We start from the raw sequence: 23,048 nt of genomic DNA, 5'->3' as shown, positions 1-23,048 counted from the left end.
AACGCCGCCCGCACATCCCTCCAAAAACGCTCTTTCCAAGCGCTCCACTAAACCAACGATGTCAAACAACAGTAGATCAGCCCCGCTGGGCCAACCCTCAGCACCGCCTGGAACCAGCCGGCAGCTCATCGCCGCCGTCCAGCACCCCGCCGGGCTGCGTGGGCCGGGTTCTAGAAGGAACCTCCGTGGGCGTCAACAGGGTTTTTCGATCCCTTCTGGCGCCCGGGCGTTCGCTTGCCCCCGGCCTGTCAGATATAGGGTGGCGGCCGGCGGCGGAAAGGCCGTGGGCGAGAAAAATTTCGACTATTCGCTTCTCACGCGCCCAGTGCCCGCCGCAGCGCCTCGATCACCCGGTCCTGGGCCGCAGGCTCGAGATAGGGATGGATCGGGAGGGCCAGGACCTCGGCGGTGAGCTGGCGGCTGACGGGGATCCCGGTGGGGCTCACCGGGCTGCCCGCGAACGCCGCCTGGTCGGCCAGGGCCTTCGGATAATAGATCATGGTCGGGATGCCGTGGCCGGCCAGCTCGGCCTTGACCCGGTCGCGGTCGGGCAGGCGCAGCGTGTACTGCGCCCAGGCCGAGGCCACGCCTTCGGGCGTGCGCGGAGTGATGGCGAGATTGCCCAGCGCCGCCCCGTAGCGGTCGGCCACGCGCTGCCGGGCCGCCTGCTCCTGGTCCAGGATCGCCAGCTTCTCCAGGAGGATCGCCGCCTGGATCGTGTCGAGCCGCCCGGTGGTGCCGAGCTGGACATTGTCGTACTGGCCACCACCGCCCATGCCGTGGAAGCGCAGGGAACGCAGCCGGGCGGCCAGATCCGCGTCATCGGTCAGCATCGCCCCGCCATCGCCGTAGCAGCCGAGCGGCTTGGCCGGGTAGAAGCTGGTCGCCGCGGCATCGGCATGGGCACCGGCCCGCCTGCCATCCCGGCTCGCCCCATAGCTTTGCGCCGCATCCTGCAGGACGCGCAGCCCGTGCTGCCGGGCGATGGCACCGATCGCCCGGTAGTCGGCCGGCACGCCGAAGAGGTCGACCGGGATCACCGCCTTCGGCTTCAGCCCGAGCGTGGCGGCATGGCCGATCGCCGCCTCCAGGCTGGCGGGGTCCAGGTTGAAGGTCTCGGGCTCGACATCGCAGAATACCGGGGTGGCGCCATGCCAGGCCGGCGCTTCCGCGGTCGCGGCGAAGGTGAAGGCCGGAACGAACACCGCGTCCCCCCGCCCGATTTCCCAGGCGCGCAGGATCAGCTCGATCGCCTGGGTGCCGTTGGCACAGCTCACCACCTGGGCGACCCCGGTATGGGCGGCCAGGCGTTGCTCCAGCTCCGCCACCTGCGGCCCCATGATATAGGCGCCGCTCTCGATCACCCGCTGCACCGCCGCCTCGATCCGCCCACTCAAGCGCCTCCGCTGCGCGGCCAGGTCGACGAACGGGATCGGTGCGGGGGCCATCAGCGGATATCCATGCAGGTGAAGCAGACCGGGCAAAAGCTTAGGCCCGGGCCGAGCCTGCGCAAGGCCGCAGCCGCTTTGGGTCCGGACTTGGGTTGACTTGTCGGGGGCCATGCTTCTATCAAGCGGCCTCCCCCGGGTCGGCCGCCGTCCCGGTCGCAGTTTTGCGCGCCCGAACGCAGGCGGGCGCTTCGTACCAGGGTGACGAACATGGCCGTTCCGAAGCGAAAAGTATCCAAGTCGCGCCGCGACATGCGCCGCGCCCATCTGGCGCTCAACGTCCCGACCGTGATCGAGGACAAGGTGACCGGCGAGTATCGCCGCCCGCATCATGTCGACCTGAAGACCGGCATGTATCGCGGCCGCCAGGTGATCACGCCCAAGGACAGCGCCGAGAGCTGAGCTTGCTGCCGGCCGCGTGGCCGGCGGTGGCGGTGAGCAGGAAGCGGGCGGTCGAAGGACCGCCCGCTTTTGCTTGTCCTGCGGCCAGCCGGAAGGAGGCCGGGAAGCCCCGCTCCCCGGCCCTCCCCGGTCAGTAGGCGAATTCCGCGAACACCGGCTCGACCCGGCCGCCCCAGCGGCCCCGGAACAGTTCGAGCTTGCGGTCGGCGGGCGTGCGGCCGCTGGCGGCAGTCTCGCGCAGGTCGGCCAGATACTGCTCCTCGCTGGTGCCGATCCAGTCGAGCCGGCCGCGCGCCTTCAGCCCCTGGCCAGCGATCGCCAGCACCTCCTTGGCCAGGTCCTGCACGGTGCGCCCGCGAAACTGGGCCTTCAGCCCCTGCACCGGCACCACCCGGCGCAGTTCCTCGAGCTCGGCCATGCTCCAGCCGCGGATCAGGTCATGGGCGGCATCCAGGGCGGTGCCGTCATAAAGCAGGCCCACCCAGAGTGCCGGCAGCCCACAGAGCTGGTCCGAGGCACCGCAATCGGCGCCGCGCATCTCCAGATACCGCTTGACCCGCACCTCGGGGAACAGGGTCGTGACATGGTCCGACCAGTCGCTCATGGTCGGAAGCTCGCCCGGCAGCTCGTCCAGCCCGCCTTCCATGAAGCGGCGGAACGAGCGCCCGGCCACGTCGACATAGCGCCCGTCGCGGTAGACGAAATACATGGGCGTATCGAGCACGTAGTCGGCCCAGCGCTCGTAGCCCATCCCGTCCTCGAACACGAAGGCCGGGATTCCCGTCCGGTCCGCGTCCGTGTCGGTCCAGACATGGGCCCGATAGCTCTGGAAGCCGTTGAGCTCGCCTTCGGAGAAGGGCGAGTTGGCGAACAGGGCGGTCGCGATCGGCTGGAGCGCCATCGACACCCGCAGCTTCTTCACCATGTCCGCCTCGGACGCATAGTCCAGGTTCACCTGGACCGTGCAGGTGCGCAGCATCATGTCCAGGCCGAGCGTACCGACCTTCTGCATGTAGCGGCGCATGATCGCGTAGCGGCCCTTGGGCATCCACGGGATCGCCGCGCGCGGCCAGAGCGGCTGGAAGCCCATGCCGAGCATGCCGAGGCCCAGGGGCTCGGCCACCGAGCGGCATTCCTCCAGATGGCCGGTAACCTCGCCGCAGGTCTCGTGGATGGTGCGCAGCGGCGCCCCGGACAGCTCGAACTGGCCGCCCGGCTCCAGCGTGATGTTGCAGCCGTTGCGGGTCAGCGCCACCACGCGGCCGTCCTCGACCAGCCGCTCCCAGCCGAACTTCTCGGCAAGCCCGTCCAGCACCGCGGCGATCCCGTCCGGGCCGTCATAGGGTACGGGCGTCAGGTCGTCCTTGCGGAACACGAACTTCTCGTGCTCGGTGCCGATCCGCCAGGCCTCGGCCGGCTTCTCGCCCGACGCGATCCACTCGACCAGCTGGTGCCTGCCATCGATGGGCGCCCCCTGGCCACTGGGCGGTGCCGACATGCGTGCGTTCCTTTTCCTAGATCCGTCTGGGCCCGCCCTACTGGGCGGACCCCTTGGCCAGTTCCGGCCCGCTCACCCGGTCGATCTCGGCGCGCAGGGCCAAGACCTCCTGGGCGGCCGTGCCGCGCGGCTCGTGCTCGATCACGCCCAGCCCCCGCGCCATCGCCGCGACATAGCTTTGCCGGTTGCCCAGCTGCGCGTCGAGCGGCACCGCACCCAGCTCGGCGAGCGCCGTGCCCGCCTCCTCGATCGCGCGGCTGCGCGGCGGCACCCGGTTCATCAGGAAGCGGATCGTCCGGCCCTCGCTCCGCGCGATCTCCAGCGTCGGCCGGCTCGCCCACACATCCAGCGGGCTCGGCTGGCAGGGCACCAGCACCAGCGTGGCCGCACGGATCGCCGCCTTCAGGTCGGTGTCGGCATGGGGCGGGGTGTCCACCACCACGAAGGGGAAGTCGCGCACCAGCCGGCTGAGCTCGACCCCCAGCCGCCAGCCGCCGGTCTTGGCCAGCACCAGCCGGTCCGCGCCGTCGCGGCGGCGCTGGCGCTCCTCGAACCAGCGGCTGAGGCTGCCCTGCGGGTCGACGTCGATCACGCAGACATCCAGCCCGGTCGCCTGCATCACCGTGGCGAGCTGCACCGCGACCGTGGTCTTGCCGGCCCCGCCCTTGCTCTGCGCGACGGTGACGATCCTGGACGCCATGTTCCGGCCCTCCGGCGGCCTCAGTAGCCGCGTGCCCGGTCTACCAGATGCAGCAACTCCTGGCCGGCCTGAAAGCGCCGGATATTGTCCGCGACCACGGCGGCACCGACCTCGGGATGGCTGTAGCTGGCGGCATGCGGGGTCACGTCGATCGCCTCGTGCCGCCAGAACGGGTGGCCCTCTGGCAGCGGCTCCTGGCTGAACACGTCCAGCGTGGCGCCGGCGAGCTTGCCGCTCTCCAGGACCGCCAGCAGGTCGGCCTCGACCAGATGGGCGCCGCGGCCGGCATGGATCAGCCGGGCACCGTCCGGCAGCTGCGCGAACAGGTCGCGGTTCAGGATGCCGGTCGTCTCGGGCGTGAGCGGCAGCAGGCAGACCAGGATGTCGGTCTCCGCCAGGAACGGGGCCAGCCCGGCTTCCCCGCTGAAGCAGGCGATGCCCGGCAGGTTCTTTTGCGTGCGCGACCAGCCGCGCAGGCTGAAGCCTTGCCCCCCCAGCACGCGGGCGGCGTCACTGCCGAGCACGCCTAGGCCGAGGATGCCGACCCTTGTAGTGGCGGGCGGGCCCGGCAGGCGCAGCTGCCAGCGCTGGTGCCGCTGGTCCTGGGCATAGCGGTCCTGGTAGCGATGATATTTGAGGACGTGCAGGAGCACGTACTCGCTCATCGTGGCGGTAAGCGAGGAATCGACCAGGCGGCAGAGCGGCACGTGGGCCGGCAGGGTCGGGTCACGCAGCATGGCGTCGACACCGGCGCCCAGCGAGAAGATCGCGCGGAGGTTCGGCAGGGAGGCCAGCAGGCCCTCGGGCGGCATCCAGACCAGGGCCATGTCGATCTCGGCCGGGTCGCCGATCTCCGGATGGACGCGCATCTCCAGGCCCGGCACGTGCCCGGTCAGTTCCGCCCGCCAGAGCTCCGGATCGTCCACATGGCTCACGAACAGCAACGCCAATCTTCGCTTCCCCAAGAAAGGCTGGCCCAAGAGGATCCCATGATCCCTGCGGCGCGGCACGCCCGGCCTTCGCGCGTTCTTGACCCTCAATATCGCGTTCTTGCAAGCACCTCCTGCCGGTACGGCACCAAGCCGTGCTCCCGCTTTCATTTCCGCTGGCAAGAGGCTTAAGCTCGACTTCAAGCAGCAAGGGAAACGCCTACCGATGAGCCAACCGGTCCTGGCACTCGAGCAGGTGTCGATCGCCTATCGCACCCGCCAGGGCGAGAGCCTGGCGGTGGAGAAGGTGAGCCTCGCGATCCATGCCGGCGAGAGCGTGGGCCTGGTGGGCGAGAGCGGCTCGGGCAAGTCGACCGTGGCGTTCGCGGTGATGCGCTACCTGCCCAAGAATGGCCGGCTCGCCGGCGGGCGCATCCTGTTCGAGGGCAAGGACCTCTACGCGCTGAGCCATGCCGAGATCCGCCGGCTGCGCGGCGGCCGGATGGCGATGGTCTACCAGGAGCCGATGAGCAGCCTGAACCCGGTGATCCCGCTGGAAAGGCAGCTCATGGAGGTGGCGAGGCTCCATCTGGGCATGGACGAGGCGGCGGCGCGGGCCAAGGCGATCGAGTCGTTCCGGACCGTGCGCCTGCCCGAGCCCGAGACGATCGGCAAGCGCTACCCGCACCAGATTTCGGGCGGCCAGCAGCAGCGTGTGGTGATCGCCATGGCGCTGATGGGCAACCCCTCGCTGCTGATCCTGGACGAGCCCACCACGGCGCTGGACGTGCGGGTACAGGCCGGCATCCTCGAGCTCCTGGCCGAGCTGCGCCAGCGCCTGGGTCTCGCCATGCTGTTCATCAGCCACGACCTCGGCACGGTCGCCACGGTCTGCGACCGGGTGGGGGTGATGCTGCGCGGCCGGCTGGTCGAGACCGGCCCCTGCGCGGACGTATTCACCCGGCCGCGGCACGACTATACCCGCCGCCTGATCGGCAGCATCCCGAAGCTGAGCGACCCCATCATTGAGCGGCCGGCCCCGGACGGGCCGCCGGCGGTCGAGGTCAGCGACCTGTCCAAGACCTACATTCAGGGTGGCGGCCTGGCGCTGGCATCGGGCGGCGGCACCAGGGTCCAGGCCCTGTCCGACGTCAGCTTCGCCGCCAGCCGCGGCCGCACGCTCGCGATCGTCGGCGAGAGCGGTTCCGGCAAGTCGACCTTCGCCAAGATCATGCTCGGCATCGAGACCACCCCGGACGGCAAGGTGGCGCTGGACGACGGCTATGTGCTGAGCACGGCCAGCGTGACCGCTAGGCCCAAGGAGGTGCTGGCCCGGCTGCAGATGGTGTTCCAGAACCCGGACGCGACCCTCAATCCCAGCCACACGGTAGGCTACGCCATCGGCCGGCCGCTCAAGCTGCTGCGCAAGGCCAGGGGCGACATCAAGGGGGAAGTCCACCGGCTGCTGGCGGCGGTCCGCCTCCCGCCCGAGTTCGCCGACCGCTATCCCTACCAGCTCTCCGGCGGGCAGAAACAGCGCATCGCGATCGCGCGTGCGATTGCCAGCGAGCCGGACATCGTGATCGCCGACGAGCCCACCGCGTCGCTCGACGTCTCGGTGCAGGCCCGCGTCGTCCAGCTCCTGCGCGACATCCAGCGAGACCGCGAGCTGACCCTGGTGTTCATCAGCCACGATTTGGCCCTGGTGCGCAGCTTCGCCGACGACGTGGCGGTGATCTACCAGGGCAAGGTGGTCGACTACGGCCCGGTGTCGAAAGTCTTCACCCCACCGCACCACCCCTACACGGCGGAGCTGATCAGCGCGGTGCCCCAGGTGCCGGTGGCGGCCTGACCACTCCGCCCGCGCAGGATTGCCGCGCGGGCGCTTCGTGCTGCGGCTGCCGGGTCCGCGAGCCGAACCCATGGGTGAAGGCGACGCCGATGAGGCAGATCGCGAACCCGGCCATGCTCATAAGAGTGAGCGGCTCCCCGAACATGGCCCAGGCCCAGATCATCGTCACCGGCGGCGTCAGGTAGATCAGGCTGCCGACCCTGGTTGCGGTCGTCCTGCGCAGGCACAGCCAGTAGAGGCCGTATCCGCCCACCGTCGCGAAGACGATGAACCACGCCACGGCGGCAGCGAAGCCCAGGTCGAGGTCGGGCAGGATCCCGCCATCCCACAGGGCCAGGGGCGCGAACAGGATCGCCGTCGCCAGGCTCTGGATGGCGAGCGATGGCGGGAGCGGCGTCGAATCCGGCACCTTCTTCGCGAGAAGGGTCGCGGTGACCAAGCTCGTCGTCGAGATCGCCGACAGCCCATAGGCCCAGATCGGCGCATGGCCCAGCGCCCCGCCCACCGCGAGCAGAACGCCGCCCAGCCCCAGGGCCAGGCCCAGCCATTGGCGCCGGTCGACCTGCTCATGCAGCACGGGGCCGACGAGTGCCGCGGTGGCCAGCGGCTGGAGTGCGGAGACCAGCGCTGCCGTTCCGGCCGGCACGCCGAGCTCGATCGCCTTCACCCCCGGTGCCAGGTAGCCGAACATGGCGAAGATGCCGAGCAGGGTCTGCAGCAGCAGCGATCTGACGGTCAGGCCCCGCCGCACCGCGCGCCAGAGGAGCGGTGCGAGCAGCAGCGCCACGATCACGAACCGCCAGAACAGGACGAGAAAGACCGAGGACGCATCGGCCGCCAGGCGGGCGCCGATGAAGCCGGAGCTCCAGGCGATGATGAGCCCGGCCTCCAGCAGGACGAGCGGCGCCGCCGTCAGCCTCATGACGCGCCCGGCTGTGCCAGCAGGATCGCAGCCGCATGGCGGGCGCCTGCCACCGCCGCCGCGTCCCCGAGCGTGAACGCGGCGGCCACCGCTCCTTCCAGGAGCAGGAAGATGACGGGCGCCAGCTCTTCCGCCCGCTCGGCCCGCCATCCGCCCTGGAGAAGACGCTGCTCGACCAGCGCCAGGTAGCGCCGCTTGTGGTCCACGGCTGCCTGCCGGATCCGCTCGTCATGGGGATGGTCCGCTGCCGCACGTAGGAACAGGCAGCCATTCCCGCCGCGGCCCTGGCTCCAGTTGCCCAGCGCATCGAACAGCTGCAGCACGCAGTCCGCACCTTCGCCCGCCCGGGCACGCTCCTCCAGATAGGCCAGGAATTCACCGTGCCGATGCTCCAGTGCGGCCACGATGACCTGCGTACGATCCCCGAAATGCCGGTAGAGGGTGCCAAGCGCGACATTGGCTTCATCCACCAGCCGATCGATGCCGACAGCCGCGAACCCTTCCCGATAGAAGACCCGGTTAGCCGCCTCGGCGATGTCACGTCGCTTGCTGCTCATGCCCCAAAGTAGAACGTTCGTTCTATCTTGTGAAGGACCAAGTCGCTGCCAGCGGGCCGACGACCGGTTAGGAATATCGAGCCATTCATGCTATCCTGTGACGTCTGCCCAGGCTGCAGAATCCTGCCGTGTCCCGACCGTCATGCCGTACCATGTTCTGCACAAACGAACCCGAGAAGGGCTGGTGTATCAAACGGTTGCAAGCTTTCGACCCGCAGGACCCGGCGGAGGTGGGCGGTACGGCAGCCGCAGCAACCCTTCCCCTCGCCCGGCCAGACAGATCTGCACGAACGAACCCGAGGACCATCGTCCCCGGGCTCGCCTTGTCAGCTCAGACCGCGATCCTGCCCCCACCCTGCCGGGTGATCACCACCACGGACGGCCGCACCGGCATGTTTGGGTCGAAGTCCGGCCAGCGCGTCGAGAGGTCCTCGTAGTACGACAGCCGGCCGAAACCCTCCCAGTCTTCGCCGCCGTCGCCCGGATGCTGGACCGCCACGAACATGGTCTGGTCGTCCGGTGTGAACAGCGGGCCGCACATCTCCGCGCCCACCGGCACCCGGAAGAACAGCTTGGAGGTGGCCCGCGCCTCCCCTTCCGTGTCCACCGCCCACACCCCGTCGGTACGCCCGGTGGCCTTGGGCGAGTTGCCGTCGGTCGTGACCCAGAGCCGCCCGGCCGAATCGACCGCGCAGTTGTCGGGCATCCCGAACCAGCCGTTCTCCGTGGTCGCGGTCGAGAAGGACGCGCCGACCTCGGCCACGCTCGGGTCGCCGCATTTGAGCAGCACCTCCCAGCGCCCCTCGGTCGCGGCGAAGTCGCCATCCGCTTCCAGAATCTCGATGATGTGGCCGAACGCGTTGGCCGCGCGCGGGTTGGCCCCGTCGACCTGCTCCTCGCCGCGTTTGGTGTTGTTGGTGAGCATGACATAGACCTTGCCGGTCCGCTCATCCGGCTCGACGTCCTCCGGCCGGTCCATCTTGGTGGCGCCCAGCAGGTCGGCGGCCCGCCGGGTCTCGATCACTACGTCCGCTTGGCCGGCAAAGCCGTTCTCGGCGGTGAGCGGCCCCTGCCCATGCACCAGCGGCAGCCATTTCATGCTGCCGTCCGCGTCGAAGCGCGCCACGTAGAGCGTGCCCTCGTCCAGCAGGTCCATGTTGGCCGCCCGGTCGTCCGGGTCGAACCTGCCGGCGGTGACGAACTTGTAGACATAGTCGAACCGCTCGTCGTCGCCGAGATAGAACACCACCCGGCCGTCCTTCGCGACGATCGATTCCGCACCCTCGTGCTTGGTCCTGCCCAGTGCCGTGCGCTTCTTCGGCGTGGATTGCGGATCGAACGGGTCGACCTCGACGATCCAGCCGAACCGGTTCGGCTCGTTCGGCTCCTTCGCCAGGTCGAAGCGCTCGTGGAACCTGAACCACTCATAGGTGGTGTCCGGCACGCCCATGCGCGCATAGTTCGCCGTCTCGGGGTGCCCCTCGGGCAGCTCGCCGCCGAAATAGCCGTGGAAGTTCTCCTCGGCCATGATGTAGGTGCCCCAGGGCGTGACACCGCCGGCACAGTTGTTGATCGTGCCCAGCACGTTGCAGCCGGTCGCATCGGCCACCGTCTTCAGCCGCTCATGCCCGGCCGCAGGGCCGGTGATCAGCATCGGCGTGTCGGCGGTGATCCGGCGGTTGTAGCTTCCGTCCCGCACCACCTGCCAATTGCCCTCGACCTTGCGGATCTCGACGATCGTGCCGCCATGGGCCGCCATCTCGATGTCGACCCGCCGCTGGTCGGCGGGCGCAACCTGGATCTGGAGCTCCTTCTCGACGACCGCCGGGAGGTTCTTCTCCGGGTCGGCCGGCTTCACCTCCTTCTCGACCTCGACGATCTCGACGATGCCCGGGAACATCAGGTGCTCGTTGGTGTACTCGTGGTTGACCACGAGCAGCCCGTGCGCCGACGGATCCTCGGCACCCGGCATCGGGATGTAGCCGACATAGTCGTTGTTGTAGCCGAACTGCCGGGCCTGCGCCTCGGGCGACTGGTTCTCCGGGTCGAAGGGCGGCGAATCCGGAAAGAGCGGGTCCCCCCAGCGCAGCAGCACCTCGGCATCGTAGCCCGGGGCCACGTGATGGCGCTCGTCCACGCCCGCGGCGATCTCCTCGAAGCTGAAGGCCGAAGCGGACGCGGCCTGGGCCTCCCCCGCCGCCAGCAGCGCCGCCGGGCCCACCGTCGCCGAGATCGCCGAGACGGCGAGCGAGCCCTTCAGCATGGCGCGCCGGGAAAAGCGGCTGGCGATGATCTCGCCCATGGTGGGGTTGGCGGTGGGGTTGTGCCCCTCGCCCATCGCATCCTCGAGCTGCGAGGTGCGGAACGTGCGTGCGTCGTGCGTCTCGGCCATGTCGATCCCGTCGCCATCGGTTGCCCGGTTCCCTGGAACCAGTCGAGAGCGGCACTAACCCCCGTCCACGGCTACGGCGTGACGGTGATGTGGCAGGACGGTGATCGCGTTAGGCCGGCATTAACCGGCAGGTGGCATGCTGGGCCACGGGCCCGCACGAGCGCGGGCGCTGGAGTGCCCGATGTTCCAATGGCTCGTCGCCCTGCTGCTCTCGGTCTTCCCCGGCGGCACCCCTGCCGCGGCAGCCGCCCCGGATCTGCCGGACCTGCCGTGCACCGGCTACGCGCAGATCCAGGGCGAGTTGGCCAGCACCTATGCCGAGGCGCCCGTCTCGATCGGGCTGCAGTCGAACGGCCACCTGCTCCAATTGTTCGCCTCATCCGGCAACGACACCTGGACGATGGTGAGCCTGGCCCCGGACGGCCAGGCCTGCGTGGTCGCGGCCGGCTCCGACTGGCAGAGCCTGAAGCCGGCACGGCCGGCACCGGCCGTGCCCGAGGAAGGTGCCTGACCGCTCAGACCGTGGCGAGGTCCACCCAGGCCGCCGATGCATCCGAGCGGTAGGCCGCCTCGACCAGGGCAAACGTCTTCTCGTTGTCCCGTGCCGAGGTCGCAGCCTCCTGCCCGCTCTGCACCGCCTGGACGAAATGGGCCTGGGTGTTGAGCACGCTTTCCTGGACCATGGCCCAGACCGGGTCGCCCCAGTCGGGTGCCACGGGCGCGATCGAGCGGCGCTCGGTGCCGGCCGCGGTGCGGATGGCGAGCGCATAGTCGTGCCCGACCTCCAGATGCCCCTGCGTCCCGTCGATCCGGATCAGGGTCTGCGGGAATGGGTCGGGATCGATCCTCGTGTGGTACGAGCCCAGCACCTCGCAGATCGTGCCGTTCTCGTGCTGGAGCAGGCAGACCGCCCCGTCCTCCCCGGCGATCCCCTGGCGCACCCGCTGGGTCCTGGCCAGGATCCGGGCGACGTCGCCGAACAGGAAGCGGGCGAGGTCGAACAGGTGGATCACCAGGTCGAGCAGGACCAGCCGCTCCACCCGGGCCAGATAGGGCTGGCCCTTGAACACGTCGAAGCCGCACCGCCAGGACAGGCGTGCCGCGAGCGGGGTGCCGATCCGGCCCTCGTCCAGGCAGCGCCGGACCGCCATCATCGGCCCCTGGAAGCGGAAGTTCTCGTGGATCATCAAGGCAATGCCGGCCGCCTCGGCTTTGGTCACGATCCGGCGGACAGTGGCGAGATCGGGGGCGAACGGCTTCTGGCAGATCGTGGCTACACCGGCCTCGGCACAGATCCCGACCAGCGCCTCGTGGCTCTCCATCGTGGTCACCACGTCCACCAGGTCCGGGCGCAGTTCGGCCAGCATGGCGGCGAGGTCGGTGTGGACGGCCGGGCGGCGGCCGCCCTGTTCCTCGATGAGATCGGCGAACGCCTCGGCGCGGCCCCGGTCCAGGTCGCACACGCCCTCCAGATCCACGTCCGGCAGATGATGCCAGGCCAGCAGATGGTTGCGGGCGAAGAACCCGCAGCCGACCATCGCCACCCGGAGCCTGCCCCCAGCCTGCCTTGCCATCGTCGCCGACTTCCCTGCCGCCTGCTGCAGCCGGCAGGGGTGCGGCCCCCTGTCCTGGCCCGGGCGGTTCTGCTAGACGCTGCAATAAGGGGCACGGCAACGCGGCGCCAGCAGGCGTGTGCCGCAACCGGCCCGCCTCGAGTGAAGTTCTGGCGTCAGAAGGACGCCTCAAGGAGGCCAGCTGGATGATCGAACGCCGCATGTTCCTGCTCGCGGCCACGGGAGCACTGCTCCTTCCGGACCGGAGCCGGGCGGACGTCGTGTTCGAGAACGCCACGTTCCGGGTCATGCGCAAGGGCGACGACATCGGCCGGCACCAGATCCGCTTCGAGCCCGACGGCGACCTGGTCAAGGTCACCACGGCGATCGACATCAAGGTCAAGCTGGCCTTCATCACCGTGGCGTCGTTCAAGCAGGACGCGGTCGAGCGCTGGCAGGGCGGCACGCTGGTCGAGGGCCGCTCGCGCATCGTCGATGACGGCGACATCTTCGACGTGAGCTTCGAGGCGAAGGACGAGCAGCTCGTGGTGCAGGGGCCCAAGGGCCGGGTCCGCGTGCCGCTCGGCACGATGACCGACATCGCCTTCTGGAACCAGGAGATCGTCCACGAGACCACCCTGCTCGACAGCAAGACCACCGAGTTGATCAAGACCACCACGACCCCTGGCGTGCCGGATATGGTCGATCTCGGCGATGGCCGGAAAGTGGCCGCGACCCGCTACGAGATGAGCGGCACGCAGGGCCGCACCGGGTCCATCTGGTACGATGAGAGCGGCCGGTTCGTGCGCACCAGCTTCGTCACCCGCGGCGAGCGGCTGGACTACTACCCGATCGGCTGAGCCCCGGCGGCGCTGGCCACCAGCACCGCCTCCTGCCCGTGGAAATGCCAGCTGTCACGGCAGCGCGTGGGTGCGGCCAGGCGCAGGTCCGGGCAGCGCCGGAACAGGGTCGTCAGCGCCACCTGGAGCTCCAGCCGCGCCAGTGCTGCGCCGAGGCAGGCATGGATGCCCGCCCCGAACGCCACGTGCCGCCGGTCCGCCCGTCCGGGATCGAACCGGTCAGGATCGGCGAACCGGCGGGGATCGCGGCCGGCAGCGCCCAGGAGCAGCCCGATCCGTTCGCCCGGCCGCAACTTCACGCCCGCCAGCTCGACCTCGGCCAGCGCATGGCGGCAGAACAGGTGGAGCGGCGGAACGAAGCGCAGCACCTCCTCGACCGTGGCGGCCGCCGCTTCGGGCGTGGCGAAGCGGTCCGCGGGATCGCCCGGCTGCGCCAGCAGCACGGCAACGGCATTGCCCAGTGCGTGGACGGTGGCCTCGTGACCCGCGTTCAGCAGCAGGATGCAGGTCGAGACCAGCTCGTCCTCGCTCAATCCCCCTTCTGCCGGGTCCTGGCCGGCGAGCTGGCTGATCAGGTCGTCCCCTGGCCGGTGTCGCCGCTCCCGGATCAGCGCCTTCAGCCAGGCCACGAAGGCCAGGGTGGCCGCGACAGCCGCGTCCTCGTCGGCCCGGCTGCGCCCCGGCCGGTACATCGCCACCATCCGGTGCGACCAGTCCAGCAGGTCCGGCGCCATCGCCGCCGGCACGCCCAGGAGCAGGCAGATCGTCTCCACCGGGATCGGCGTGCAGTAGGCCGGCAGCAGGTCGAACGGCCGCCCCGCCGGGAAGGCGTCGACCAGCCGGTCGGCCAGTGTCTGCACCTGGTCCCGCAGCGCCTCGATCCGCCTTGGCACGAAGGCCCGGCTCACCTGGCTGCGCAGCCGGGTATGCAGAGGCGGCTCCCGCTCCAGCATGGAGCAGGCCTCGACCGCATAGAATGGCGCCAGGCGACCCGGGATCTCGGGCAGCACCCGCCCGGCGCAGGCCGCCGCCTGCCAGGCGTCGCGGCCAAAGCGCCGGTCGCGCATGACCGCATCCACCTCCGCCAACCCGGCCAGGCACCAGTGGCCGAGTTCCTCCCAGAAGAACACCGGGCAGTGCGCATGGATCGCCCGGTAGGTCGGGTAGGGGTCCAGGAAGAAGTCCGGGTCGCGCGGGTCGAGCCGGACCCGCCTCGTGGCGGGATCGAAGGTGAGCGGCCCTTCCCTCACCGGGGTGCTGGCCTCACCTGCCGCCGGACACGTTGAAGGTGGTGGCGCTGACGTAGCTGGCCTGGTCGGACAGGAGCCAGACCACCGCCTCGGCCACCTCGTCGGCCGTGCCCGCCCGGCCCATCGGCACGGTCGGGCCGAACCGTTCCAGCCGGTTCTCGATCCCGGTGTCGTTCTGCATCTCGGTGTCGATCAGGCCCGGCCGGATCCCGCAGACCCGGATCCCGTCACCGCCCACGTCCTTACCCAGCCCCTCGGTGAGCGCGTCGACGCCGAGCTTGGCGATGCCGTAGGGCGCAAAGCCGCCCGCCCCGCAGAACACCGCCGCCATCGACGAGATGTTGACGATCACCCCGCCCTGGCCGCCGCGCGAGCGGCCCATCCGCCGCACCGCCTCGCGCGCCGTCCAGATCGCCCCCAGCAGGTCGACCTCGATCACCCGGCGGATCACGTCGACCGGCATGTCGGCCAGCGGGCCCGCCTTGTTGACGATCCCGGCATTGGCCACCACCCCGGTGACCTTGCCCAGCGCCGCCTCGGCCTCGTCGAACATCCGCACGACCGCCTCCTGATCGGCGACATCACCGGCGATCGTCACCGCCCGGCGCCCGGCAGCGCGCACCGCCTCCGCGACCTCCTCCGCTGGCCCCGGCTTTGCGGCATAGTTGATCGCGACGTCCCAGCCGTCGCGCGCCGCCAGCCGGCAGATCGCCGCCCCGATGCCACGCCCGCCGCCGGTGACCAGCAGCACCTTGTCCGTCATTCGACCGTCTCCACCAAGCTGGACGCAGCGGCCTTCGCCAGCGCGTCGTTCAGGATCGCCACCCGCCCCGGCGACGCGTCCGGCAGCGCAATGCCAGACGGATCCAGGACCTGGCCGGCACGACTGAGCCGCAGCACGCCGTCTTCCGCCTCCAGGGTCGCCGCCGCACCTTCCAGCTTCCAGCGTGGCTTCAGCTCCGCCGGCCGCGGCCCTACCAGATGGACCATCGCCACCCGGTCATCTTGATACCCGGCCGAGACCACCGTCGCCCGCAGGCCCTCCAGCGCCCGCACTGCGACGCCCACGTTCCGGCAGGGGCCCAGCCACGGCTCGAAGCGGGCCAGCCAGCCCGCCGCCTGCCGCAACGGGTCCGGCCCCGCCGCCTCGTCGACCTCGGCATAGACCGTCCGGCCGAGCTGCTCCGGGATCGCCTGCATCATGTGCCTCACCTGCACCGGCATTTCCTGCCCTTGCCGCAACCGATGGACGGCACCGGCCAGTTCGGTCAAGCATGCTCGGCAAGCGCTGCCACGGCAGCAAGAACCATCGGAGGCTATGCGGATGATCTCGAGGCGCCTTCTCCTGGGCTCGGCGGCGGCAGGCAGCGCGCTGTTCGGCAGCCGGCTCCAGGCTGCGGACTATGTCACCGTGCTGACCGGCGGCACGTCGGGGGTCTACTACCCCCTGGGCGTGGCGCTGGCGAAGATCTACGGCGACACCATCCCGGATGCGCGTACCTCCGCCCAGGCGACCAAGGCCTCGGTCGAGAACCTGAACCTGCTCCAGCAGGGCAAGGGCGAGATCGCCTTCACGCTGGGCGACAGCCTGATCGATGCCTGGAACGGTCGCGAGGAGGCGGGCTTCCCGAAGAAGCTCGACAAGCTGCGCGGGGTGGCGGCGATCTACTCGAACTACATCCAGGTGGTGGCATCCAAGGAGAGCGGCATCGCGTCCATCGCCGACCTGAAGGGCAAGGCGCTCTCGGTGGGTGCCCCCAAGTCCGGCACCGAGCTGAATGCCCGCGCCGTGCTGGCGGCCGCCGGCATGTCCTATGACGATCTCGGCAAGATCGAGTACCTGCCGTTCGCCGAATCGGTCGAGCTGATGAAGAACCGCCAGCTCGACGCCACCTTGCAGTCGGCCGGCCTGGGCGTGGCCTCGATCCGCGACCTCGCCACCTCCGTGCCGATCACGGTGGTGCCGATCGAGGCCGCGCTGATCGAGCAGATCGGCCAGCCCTTCTATGCCGCGACCGTCCCGGCCGGCACCTATGACGGCCAGGACAGCGACGTGCCGACCGCGGCGGTGCCCAACTACCTCGTCACCCACAGCGACGTGCCCGACGAGACCGCCTACCAGATGACCGCCCAGCTGTTCGGCCACCTGGACCAGCTGGCCTCGGCCCACGCTGCCGCCAAGGCGATCCGGCTTGAGGATGCCCTGAACGGCATGCCGCTGCCGCTGCACCCGGGTGCCGAGCGCTTCTACGATGAAAAGGGCATGAAGCGTTGAGCGGTCTGGCAGCAGGCGACGATCCCGGCGCGCTGGCCTTCGGCAAGGGCCGCGCGGGCGCCGCGATCATGGCGATCGCGCTGGCGTTCTCGGCCTTCCAGCTCTGGACCGCCGCCCTCTCGCCGCTGCCGTCCATGGTGGTGCGCAGCGTCCATGTCGGATTTCTCCTGCTGCTGTGCTTCACCCTGCTGGCCGAGCGCGGTCCCGGGCGGTCCCGCCTCGTCGGCTGGGCTCTGGGTGTCGGCGGCTTCGCGCTGGGCCTCTATCACTGGGTGTTCCACGACGCGCTGATCCTGCGCGCGGGCGATCCCACCACCGTCGATCTGGTGGTGGGCGTGCTCGTCATCCTGCTGGTGTTCGAGGCCTCGCGCCGGCTGCTGGGCCTGGCCCTGCCGATCATCTGCACGGTGTTCCTGCTCTACGCCCTGTTCGGCGAATACGCGCCCCGGCCGCTCGACCACCGCCCCTACGACTTCGCCCAGGTGGTCGACCAGATGTTCCTCGGCACCGAGGGCATCTACGGCACCGCGATCTATGTGAGCTCGTCCTTCATCTTCCTGTTCATCCTGTTCGGCGCCTTCTTGGAGCGCGCCGGGATGATCCGGCTGTTCAACGACATCGCCATGGGCACGGTCGGCCACAGTCAGGGCGGGCCGGCCAAGGTCTCGGTGATCTCGTCTGGCCTCATGGGCACGATCAACGGCAGTGGTGTCGCCAACGTCGTCACCACCGGCCAGTTCACCATCCCGCTGATGAAGCGGTTCGGCTACCGCCCGGCCTTCGCCGGCGCGGTCGAGGCCACGGCGTCGATGGGCGGGCAGATCATGCCGCCGGTGATGGGGGCGGTCGCCTTCATCATGGCCGAGACCATCGACGTGCCTTACGTCGAGATCGCGATCGCGGCGACCATCCCCGCGATCCTCTACTTCGGCACCGCCTTCTGGGTGGTCCACCTGGAGGCCGGCAGGCATGGCCTGGTGGGCCTGCCGAAGAGCGAATGCCCGAGTGCGCTGGCAGCCCTGCGGCGCGACTGGTACCTGATCCTGCCGCTGGCGGCCCTGGTCTGGCTGCTGTTCGCCGGCTACACGCCGATGTTCGCCGGCACGATCGGCCTGGCGCTCACTGCGCTGGTGGTCCTGGGCACGCCGGTCAGCCGGGCCATCCCGCAGCACGCCCTGCGCATCCTGTTCTGGATCGCGATCGGCCTGGGTGCTGCCGCGTTCGGCCGCTACGGGATCGGGGTGATCGCGCTCCTGATCGTCCTGCTGGTCCTGGCCTGCCTGGTCGTGAAGGGCGGCCGTGCCACCCTCCTGCTCTGCCGCGATGCCCTGGCCGACGGTGCGCGCCACGCCTTGCCGGTGGGCATCGCCTGCGCGCTGGTCGGCACGATCGTCGGTACGCTCACGCTGACCGGCATGGCGTCGAACTTCGCCGGCTGGATCGTCGACATCGGCCAGAACTCGCTGCTGCTCTCGCTCCTGCTCACCATGCTGGCCTGCCTGGTGCTGGGCACCGGCATCCCGACCATCCCCAACTACATCATCACCTCCTCGATCGCGGGGCCGGCCCTGGCCGAGCTGGGCGTGCCGCTGCTCGTCAGCCACATGTTCGTGTTCTATTTCGGAATCATGGCCGACCTGACCCCGCCCGTGGCGCTGGCGGCCCTGGCCGCCTCGCCGATTGCCGGCGCCTCGCACATGCGGATCGGCTTCACCGCCACGCGCATCGCGATCGCCGGCTACGTGGTCCCGTTCATGGCGGTCTATTCCCCGGCCCTGATGCTGCAGGGCGGCGATTATCTCGCCACGGCCTATGTGGTGCTCAAGGCGCTGGTCTCGATCGGCCTGTGGGGCGGTGCCACGGTCGGCTGGCTGCTGGGTCCGCTGAACTGGCCGGAGCGGGTGTTCGCCGCGGTTGCCGCGACCCTGCTGGTGCTGGCCCTGCCGGTCACCGACGAACTGGGCTTCGGCCTGTCCCTTTTGTTCCTGGGCTGGCACTGGTGGCGGACCCGCTCACGATCTGCCTCGCGCTTGGCGGCCTGATCCTGGATCTGGGCAGCGCCACGATCGAGCTCCGCTGGACCCACAGCGTCCAGCGGAGCCAGTGGACCGAGCAGTGGCAGGCGACGCCCGACGGCCTGGTGGCGCTGGAAGCCACGATCGAGGGCAGCGGTGCCGGCATGGATCCGCCCGAAGGTGCCAGCCGCACCGCTTCCGGCTGGTCGTGGCGCCCGGACCTGCCGCCGCTTCCCTTCCTGGATCTCGCCCGCAGCGACGCCACGGCCGACTGGACCATCTGCCGTGCCGGCCGCTGCGCCACCGTCACCGGGCTCACCGGCCGCCCGGCCGACGGCGAGCCTGCCAGGCTCTCGCCCTGCGAGGGTCACACTACGGACGGGTAGCGGCCCCCATCCATCGCGATCGTGACGCCGGTGAGGTAGCTCGCGCGCGCCGAGGCGAGAAAGGCGACCGCGGCCGCGATCTCCTCGGGCTGCGCCATCCGGCCCAGCGGGATGCCCGCCACCGCCCTACGCCCGGCCTCGTCGGGATCGATGCCGGCCAGCCGTGCTTCTGCCGCGAGCCCTTCTGCCGCCCGATCGGTCGCGGTCAGGCCCGGGTTGACGCCCACCACCCGCACGCCCTGCCCCGCATAGGCAGTGGCGAGCCCGGCGGTCGCCAGCATGAGCGCGGCATTGGCGGCACCACCCGGCAGATGGGTGGGTGCCGCGACCTTGCCGCCGGCACCGATGACGTTGACGATCACCCCGCTGCCGCGCGCCGCCATCCGCTTGATCACCGGGTCGATGACATGGATGTAGGTGAAGTACTTGGCCTCCATGGCGGCCCGCCAGATGGCCGGGGTGAGCTCGTCCGGAGGCGTGCGCCTGGCCGCACCGGCGCTGTTGACCAGGATGTCGAGCGGCCCCAGGCGCTCCTCGGCCGACCGTGCCATATCCAAGGCGGCCTCGGCGTCGGTGAGGTCGGCGCAGAGCCCGATCGCCCCCGGCAGTTCGGTGAGGGCCCGGTCGAGATGGGCCGGCGTACGCGCGCAGATCGCGACCTTGGCCCCTTCCGCCGCGAGCAGGCGCGCGCAGGCCAGGCCGATGCCCCTGGCCCCGCCGGTCACCAGTGCGGTCTTGCCTTCGAGTTCGAGATCCATGGCCGTCCCCTGCGATACACCGCAGCGAGCATGCCTGCTCAGCGGGACAGGGACCAGCGCAGCGCCATGGCAAAGCCGATGCCGAGTGCCGGCCACTGGAACCAGACCGTGTTCATGCCGGAGAACAGGTTGATCAGGAAGAAGAACGCGACGATCAGGACGTAGGTGCGCAGGAGCCGCGAGCCGAGCCCGGCCCGCGCCACTCTGGCCGCGGCAGGCGGCGTGGCGGCCGGGGCCGGCCGTGCGGACGGGGGAGCCCGGCCGTCGGTCACGCGGTAGGCCGGCACCGGCTCCGCGATGTTGTGCAGTTGCTGCGGCCCGGCGAAGTCGAAGCCCACCGCCAGCTTGCCGCGGACATGGTCGTAGACCGTGCCGGAAACCATCACGCCGCCCGGCTCGGCCAGGGCCTGGAGCCTGGCCGCGACATTGACCCCCTCGCCGTACAGGTCCTGCCCCTCGACGATCACGTCGCCGAGATTGACGCCGATCCGGAACTGTAGCCGCTCGCTCTCGCCCGTGCCGTCATCGGCCAGAAGCAGCTCCTTCTGCGCCTCGATCGCGGCCTGCACCGCCTCGACCACGCTCGGGAACTCGGCGATCAGCCCGTCGCCCCAGGTGTTGACCACCCGCCCGCGGCGGCGCTCGATCAGGCCGACGAACAGCGTGCGCAGCCGGCGCAGCCGCTCCAGCGTGCGCACCTCGTCGTTCCCCATCAGCCGGCTGTAGCCGGCCACGTCGGCGCACAGGATGGTGGTGAGCTTGCGTTCGATCTCCGCCGACATGCCCGTCTTCGCCCGGCCGATGATTGCAGGCCAGAGTCGCGCCGGGCGCGGTTCGCGGCAAGTCGATTGCATCGCGCCTGCGGAGCGGCCAATTTGTCGCCCTTCCGTGATCATGGGAAAGGCGATCGGTTGCCATGCAGCGCATCCACGATGTCGGCGGTCTGCCGGCCGGACCGGTGGACCGCAGCCCGCACGACTACGCTCCCTGGGAGAAGAAGGTCGACGCGATCATGCGGCTGATGATCGGGGCGAACCTGTTCACGCTGGACGAGATGCGCCGGACCATCGAGGAGCTAGGGCCCGGCGCCTATGAAGAACTCAGCTACTACCAGCGCTGGATCCAGGCGGCCGCGAACCTGGCGCTGGAGAAGGGGCTGGTGACGCCCAGCGAGCTCGGCCAGGCGATCGAGACGGCCAAGGCGCGTCATGCGGAGGCGGCGTCATGTCCGTGAGCGTCGGCACCCCCGTCCGGGTCCTGCAGATGGACCCGCCCGGGCATCACCGTACGCCGCGCTTCGTGCGCGGCAAGGAGGGCGTGGTGATCGGCCTTGCCGGGCGGATGCCGGATGCGGAGCGGCTGGCCTATGGCGGACGCGGGCCGGACCAGCCGGTCTGGCGGGTGCGCTTCCGCCAGACCACGCTCTGGCCGGACTATGCCGGCGACCCGCGCGACACGGTGGTCCTGGATCTCTACGAGCACTGGCTGGAGCCACGGCGATGACCCACGCGCATGACGGTCACGAGCATGAGCATGGGCATGACGGGCACGGGCATGGCGGGCACGCCCACCCCCATCCCAGGCAGCCGGACATCGAGGACGCGCCGCTGACCTGGCACATGGCGCTGACCGAGGCCATGGCCGAGCTGATCGTGCAGAAGGGCCTGTGCACGCCGGCCGACATCCACCGCACCCTGGAGAAGATCGATGCGGCCAGCCCGGCCGCGGGCAGCCGCCTGGTGGCGCGGGCCTGGCTCGATCCGGACTTCCGGGCGAGGCTCCTCCAGGACGTGAACGCGGCGGCAGGGGAACTCGGCATCGATGCCGGCGGCATCCCGATCCGGGCGGTGGCGGACACGCCGGACCGGCACAACGTCATCGTCTGCACGCTGTGCTCCTGCTACCCGCGCTTCCTGCTGGGCGGCTCGCCGGACTGGTACAAGTCGAAGGCCTACCGGGCGCGGGTGGTGCGCGAGCCCCGGGCAGTGCTGGCCGAATTCGGCCTCCATCTGCCGGACGGCATGCAGATCGAGGTCCACGACAGCACGGCGGAGCTGCGCTACCTGGTGGTGCCGGTGCGGCCGTCCGGGACCGAGGGCTGGAGCGAGGACCAGCTCGCCGCGATCGTCACCCGCGACTGCCTGATCGGCACCGCCCTGCCTGTTGTGGCCTGAAAAAGCCTACTTTTCCTCCCCTGCCCGCGGGACTAGTGTCCGGCCAGCGTGGCCGGGGATGCCGCGGCGATGAGGGAGGTCATAGAATGAAGCTGGTCCGGCGCAGCGCGCTTGCCGCTGCGGTACTTCTTGCGGGCGTGTCGATGGGTGGCCTCGGTGCCCGCGCCCAGGACACCACCATCCTGGCATCCGTGCCCTCGCTGACGTTCCCGTTCTTCGTGCACATGCTCAAAGAGATCAAGGACGAGGCGACCAAGCTGGGTGTCGCCACGATCGACAGCGACGGCCAGAACAGCGCGCCCAAGCAGACCGCCGACGTCGAGGCCGCCATCGTGCAGGGCGTCCAGGGCATCGTGATCAGCCCGTCGGACGTGAACGCGATGGCGCCGGCCCTTGCGACTGCGGTCGAGAACAACGTGCCGGTGGTCACCGTGGACCGGCGGGTGGACGGGGTCGAGGGCATCCTCGCCCATGTCGGCGCCGACAACGTCAAGGGTGGCGAAGCCCAGGGGGAGTGGCTGCTCGCCAACTACCCGGACGGGGCGAAGATCATCAACCTGCAGGGCCAGCCCGGCGCGTCGCCGGCGATTGACCGCAACAAGGGCCTGCACAACGTCCTCGATCAGCACACGGACAAGTACCAGATCGTCGCCGAGCAGACCGCGAACTTCGCCCGCGACCAGGGCCTGTCGGTCACCGAGTCGCTGCTGGCCGGCATGAGCGACCCGCCGGACGTGATCATCGCCGCCAATGACGACATGGCGCTGGGCGCGCTGGAAGCGGTGCGCGCGCGCAACCTGGACGATCAGATCAAGATCGTGGGCTTCGACGCCCTGCCCGAGGCGCTGGCCTCCATCCGCGACGGCGGCCTGGCCGGCACGGTCGAGCAGTTCCCGGGCGGCCAGAGCCGCCGGGCGGTGCAGATCCTGGTCGACTACATCCAGAACGGCAAGGCGCCGGAGGAGAACCCGGTCCTGCTCACCCCGATCGTCCTGACCAAGGACAATCTCGACAAGGCCGAGCGCCTGGGCGAGGTGCAGTAGCCGTTCCTGCCGGGCCGGGTCGACACCGGCCCGG

The 23,048-nt window shown here is 70.0% G+C and carries 24 protein-coding genes; 11 read left to right on the top strand and 13 right to left on the bottom strand.

Translation table 11 applies throughout. The annotated features are described in order from the left end of the window. Positions 1–314: 314 nt before the first annotated feature. The gene (locus HLA95_RS21425; protein WP_191061358.1) at positions 315–1,448 is read right to left on the bottom strand and encodes a DegT/DnrJ/EryC1/StrS family aminotransferase; all 1,134 of its coding nucleotides are present in this window, start codon (positions 1,446–1,448) and stop codon (positions 315–317) included. 210 nt (positions 1,449–1,658) lie between these two features. Here HLA95_RS21425 and rpmF point away from each other — a divergent pair, with 210 nt between their 5' ends. Then, entirely contained in the window at positions 1,659–1,850 is a 192-nt protein-coding gene (gene rpmF / locus HLA95_RS21420; protein ID WP_159712746.1) for a 50S ribosomal protein L32, read from the top strand. Positions 1,851–1,980: 130 nt separating this feature from the next. Here the strand turns inward: rpmF and HLA95_RS21415 are convergent, their stop codons facing one another. From HLA95_RS21415 to HLA95_RS21405, 3 genes are read right to left on the bottom strand one after another with little or no spacing between them, the layout of a single operon-like run. Continuing rightward, positions 1,981–3,348 carry a glutamate--cysteine ligase gene (locus HLA95_RS21415; protein WP_191061357.1) on the bottom strand — a complete coding sequence of 456 codons (1,368 nt, stop codon included), beginning with the start codon at positions 3,346–3,348 and terminating at the stop codon, positions 1,981–1,983. A 37-nt stretch (positions 3,349–3,385) separates the two neighbouring features. Then, entirely contained in the window at positions 3,386–4,048 is a 663-nt protein-coding gene (gene parA, locus HLA95_RS21410; protein WP_222184460.1) for a ParA family partition ATPase, read from the bottom strand. Positions 4,049–4,068: 20 nt separating this feature from the next. Next, entirely contained in the window at positions 4,069–4,998 is a 930-nt protein-coding gene (locus HLA95_RS21405) for a 2-hydroxyacid dehydrogenase (protein ID WP_191058493.1), read from the bottom strand. A gap of 205 nt (positions 4,999–5,203) precedes the next feature. Here HLA95_RS21405 and HLA95_RS21400 point away from each other — a divergent pair, with 205 nt between their 5' ends. Beyond that, positions 5,204–6,829, top strand: coding sequence for a dipeptide ABC transporter ATP-binding protein (locus tag HLA95_RS21400; protein WP_191058492.1), 1,626 nt, complete (start codon positions 5,204–5,206; stop codon positions 6,827–6,829). Here the strand turns inward: HLA95_RS21400 and HLA95_RS21395 are convergent. The 3 genes from HLA95_RS21395 to HLA95_RS21385 form a co-directional block, all read right to left on the bottom strand. Further along, positions 6,795–7,751 (bottom strand): DMT family transporter, encoded by a 957-nt coding sequence (locus HLA95_RS21395; RefSeq protein WP_191058491.1) that lies wholly within the window; start codon positions 7,749–7,751, stop codon positions 6,795–6,797. The two genes, HLA95_RS21400 and HLA95_RS21395, sit on opposite strands and share 35 nt — an antisense overlap. Further along, the gene (locus tag HLA95_RS21390) at positions 7,748–8,308 is read right to left on the bottom strand and encodes a TetR/AcrR family transcriptional regulator (RefSeq protein ID WP_191058490.1); all 561 of its coding nucleotides are present in this window, start codon (positions 8,306–8,308) and stop codon (positions 7,748–7,750) included. The genes HLA95_RS21395 and HLA95_RS21390 overlap by 4 nt, the downstream gene beginning before the upstream one ends. Before the next feature lie 331 nt (positions 8,309–8,639). Continuing rightward, positions 8,640–10,700, bottom strand: a complete 2,061-nt coding sequence (locus tag HLA95_RS21385; RefSeq protein ID WP_191058489.1) for a PhoX family protein — start codon at positions 10,698–10,700, stop codon at positions 8,640–8,642. Between the two features lie 181 nt (positions 10,701–10,881). On the opposite strand from HLA95_RS21385, the gene HLA95_RS21380 reads away from it, so the two are divergent. Then, complete coding sequence (locus tag HLA95_RS21380) at positions 10,882–11,211, top strand: hypothetical protein (protein WP_191058488.1); 330 nt, start codon at positions 10,882–10,884, stop codon at positions 11,209–11,211. A 4-nt stretch (positions 11,212–11,215) separates the two neighbouring features. Here HLA95_RS21380 and HLA95_RS21375 read toward each other — a convergent pair whose 3' ends face one another. Continuing rightward, positions 11,216–12,274 (bottom strand): Gfo/Idh/MocA family protein, encoded by a 1,059-nt coding sequence (locus HLA95_RS21375; protein ID WP_191058487.1) that lies wholly within the window; start codon positions 12,272–12,274, stop codon positions 11,216–11,218. 185 nt (positions 12,275–12,459) lie between these two features. Between HLA95_RS21375 and HLA95_RS21370 the strand changes: the two genes are divergently transcribed. Continuing rightward, positions 12,460–13,113: a DUF6134 family protein gene (locus HLA95_RS21370; RefSeq protein WP_191058486.1), complete on the top strand. Its 654-nt coding sequence runs from the start codon at positions 12,460–12,462 to the stop codon at positions 13,111–13,113. Here HLA95_RS21370 and HLA95_RS29210 read toward each other — a convergent pair. Genes HLA95_RS29210 through HLA95_RS21355 form a run of 3 tightly spaced genes read right to left on the bottom strand, consistent with a single transcriptional unit; the run spans position 13,098 to position 15,581 of the window. Then, entirely contained in the window at positions 13,098–14,363 is a 1,266-nt protein-coding gene (locus HLA95_RS29210) for a cytochrome P450 (protein WP_191058485.1), read from the bottom strand. The genes HLA95_RS21370 and HLA95_RS29210 overlap by 16 nt on opposite strands. A 13-nt stretch (positions 14,364–14,376) precedes the next feature. After that, entirely contained in the window at positions 14,377–15,126 is a 750-nt protein-coding gene (locus HLA95_RS21360) for an SDR family oxidoreductase (RefSeq protein ID WP_191058484.1), read from the bottom strand. Next, positions 15,123–15,581, bottom strand: coding sequence for a hypothetical protein (locus HLA95_RS21355; protein ID WP_191058483.1), 459 nt, complete (start codon positions 15,579–15,581; stop codon positions 15,123–15,125). The genes HLA95_RS21360 and HLA95_RS21355 overlap by 4 nt, the downstream gene beginning before the upstream one ends. Positions 15,582–15,690: 109 nt before the next feature. Here HLA95_RS21355 and HLA95_RS21350 point away from each other — a divergent pair, with 109 nt between their 5' ends. From HLA95_RS21350 to HLA95_RS21340, 3 genes are all read left to right on the top strand, one after another. After that, on the top strand, positions 15,691–16,638 hold the full coding sequence (locus HLA95_RS21350; RefSeq protein WP_370467511.1) for a TAXI family TRAP transporter solute-binding subunit: 948 nt from the start codon (positions 15,691–15,693) through the stop codon (positions 16,636–16,638). Between the two features lie 68 nt (positions 16,639–16,706). Further along, the gene (locus HLA95_RS21345; RefSeq protein WP_191061593.1) at positions 16,707–18,680 is read left to right on the top strand and encodes a TRAP transporter permease; all 1,974 of its coding nucleotides are present in this window, start codon (positions 16,707–16,709) and stop codon (positions 18,678–18,680) included. Beyond that, entirely contained in the window at positions 18,638–19,039 is a 402-nt protein-coding gene (locus HLA95_RS21340; protein ID WP_191061591.1) for a DUF1850 domain-containing protein, read from the top strand. The genes HLA95_RS21345 and HLA95_RS21340 overlap by 43 nt, the downstream gene beginning before the upstream one ends. Here HLA95_RS21340 and HLA95_RS21335 read toward each other — a convergent pair. Together HLA95_RS21335 and HLA95_RS21330 are read right to left on the bottom strand one after the other, a co-directional pair. Next, complete coding sequence (locus HLA95_RS21335) at positions 19,021–19,797, bottom strand: SDR family oxidoreductase (protein WP_222184456.1); 777 nt, start codon at positions 19,795–19,797, stop codon at positions 19,021–19,023. The genes HLA95_RS21340 and HLA95_RS21335 overlap by 19 nt on opposite strands. Before the next feature lie 38 nt (positions 19,798–19,835). Continuing rightward, positions 19,836–20,579: an adenylate/guanylate cyclase domain-containing protein gene (locus tag HLA95_RS21330; protein ID WP_222184454.1), complete on the bottom strand. Its 744-nt coding sequence runs from the start codon at positions 20,577–20,579 to the stop codon at positions 19,836–19,838. 134 nt (positions 20,580–20,713) lie between these two features. Here HLA95_RS21330 and HLA95_RS21325 point away from each other — a divergent pair, with 134 nt between their 5' ends. The 4 genes from HLA95_RS21325 (at position 20,714) to HLA95_RS21310 (ending at position 23,014) form a co-directional block, all read left to right on the top strand. Further along, positions 20,714–21,031: an SH3-like domain-containing protein gene (locus HLA95_RS21325; RefSeq protein WP_191059736.1), complete on the top strand. Its 318-nt coding sequence runs from the start codon at positions 20,714–20,716 to the stop codon at positions 21,029–21,031. Further along, on the top strand, positions 21,022–21,300 hold the full coding sequence (locus HLA95_RS21320) for an SH3-like domain-containing protein (protein WP_191059737.1): 279 nt from the start codon (positions 21,022–21,024) through the stop codon (positions 21,298–21,300). The genes HLA95_RS21325 and HLA95_RS21320 overlap by 10 nt, the downstream gene beginning before the upstream one ends. Then, on the top strand, positions 21,297–21,971 hold the full coding sequence (locus tag HLA95_RS21315) for a nitrile hydratase subunit alpha (RefSeq protein ID WP_191059738.1): 675 nt from the start codon (positions 21,297–21,299) through the stop codon (positions 21,969–21,971). The genes HLA95_RS21320 and HLA95_RS21315 overlap by 4 nt, the downstream gene beginning before the upstream one ends. Before the next feature lie 86 nt (positions 21,972–22,057). Continuing rightward, entirely contained in the window at positions 22,058–23,014 is a 957-nt protein-coding gene (locus tag HLA95_RS21310) for a substrate-binding domain-containing protein (protein WP_222184452.1), read from the top strand. The last annotated feature ends 34 nt before the right edge of the window (positions 23,015–23,048 follow it).

Source organism: Geminicoccus harenae (genome assembly GCF_019800005.1).
GTDB lineage: Bacteria > Pseudomonadota > Alphaproteobacteria > Geminicoccales > Geminicoccaceae > Geminicoccus > Geminicoccus harenae.
This window is presented reverse-complemented; position numbering and strand designations above follow the sequence as displayed.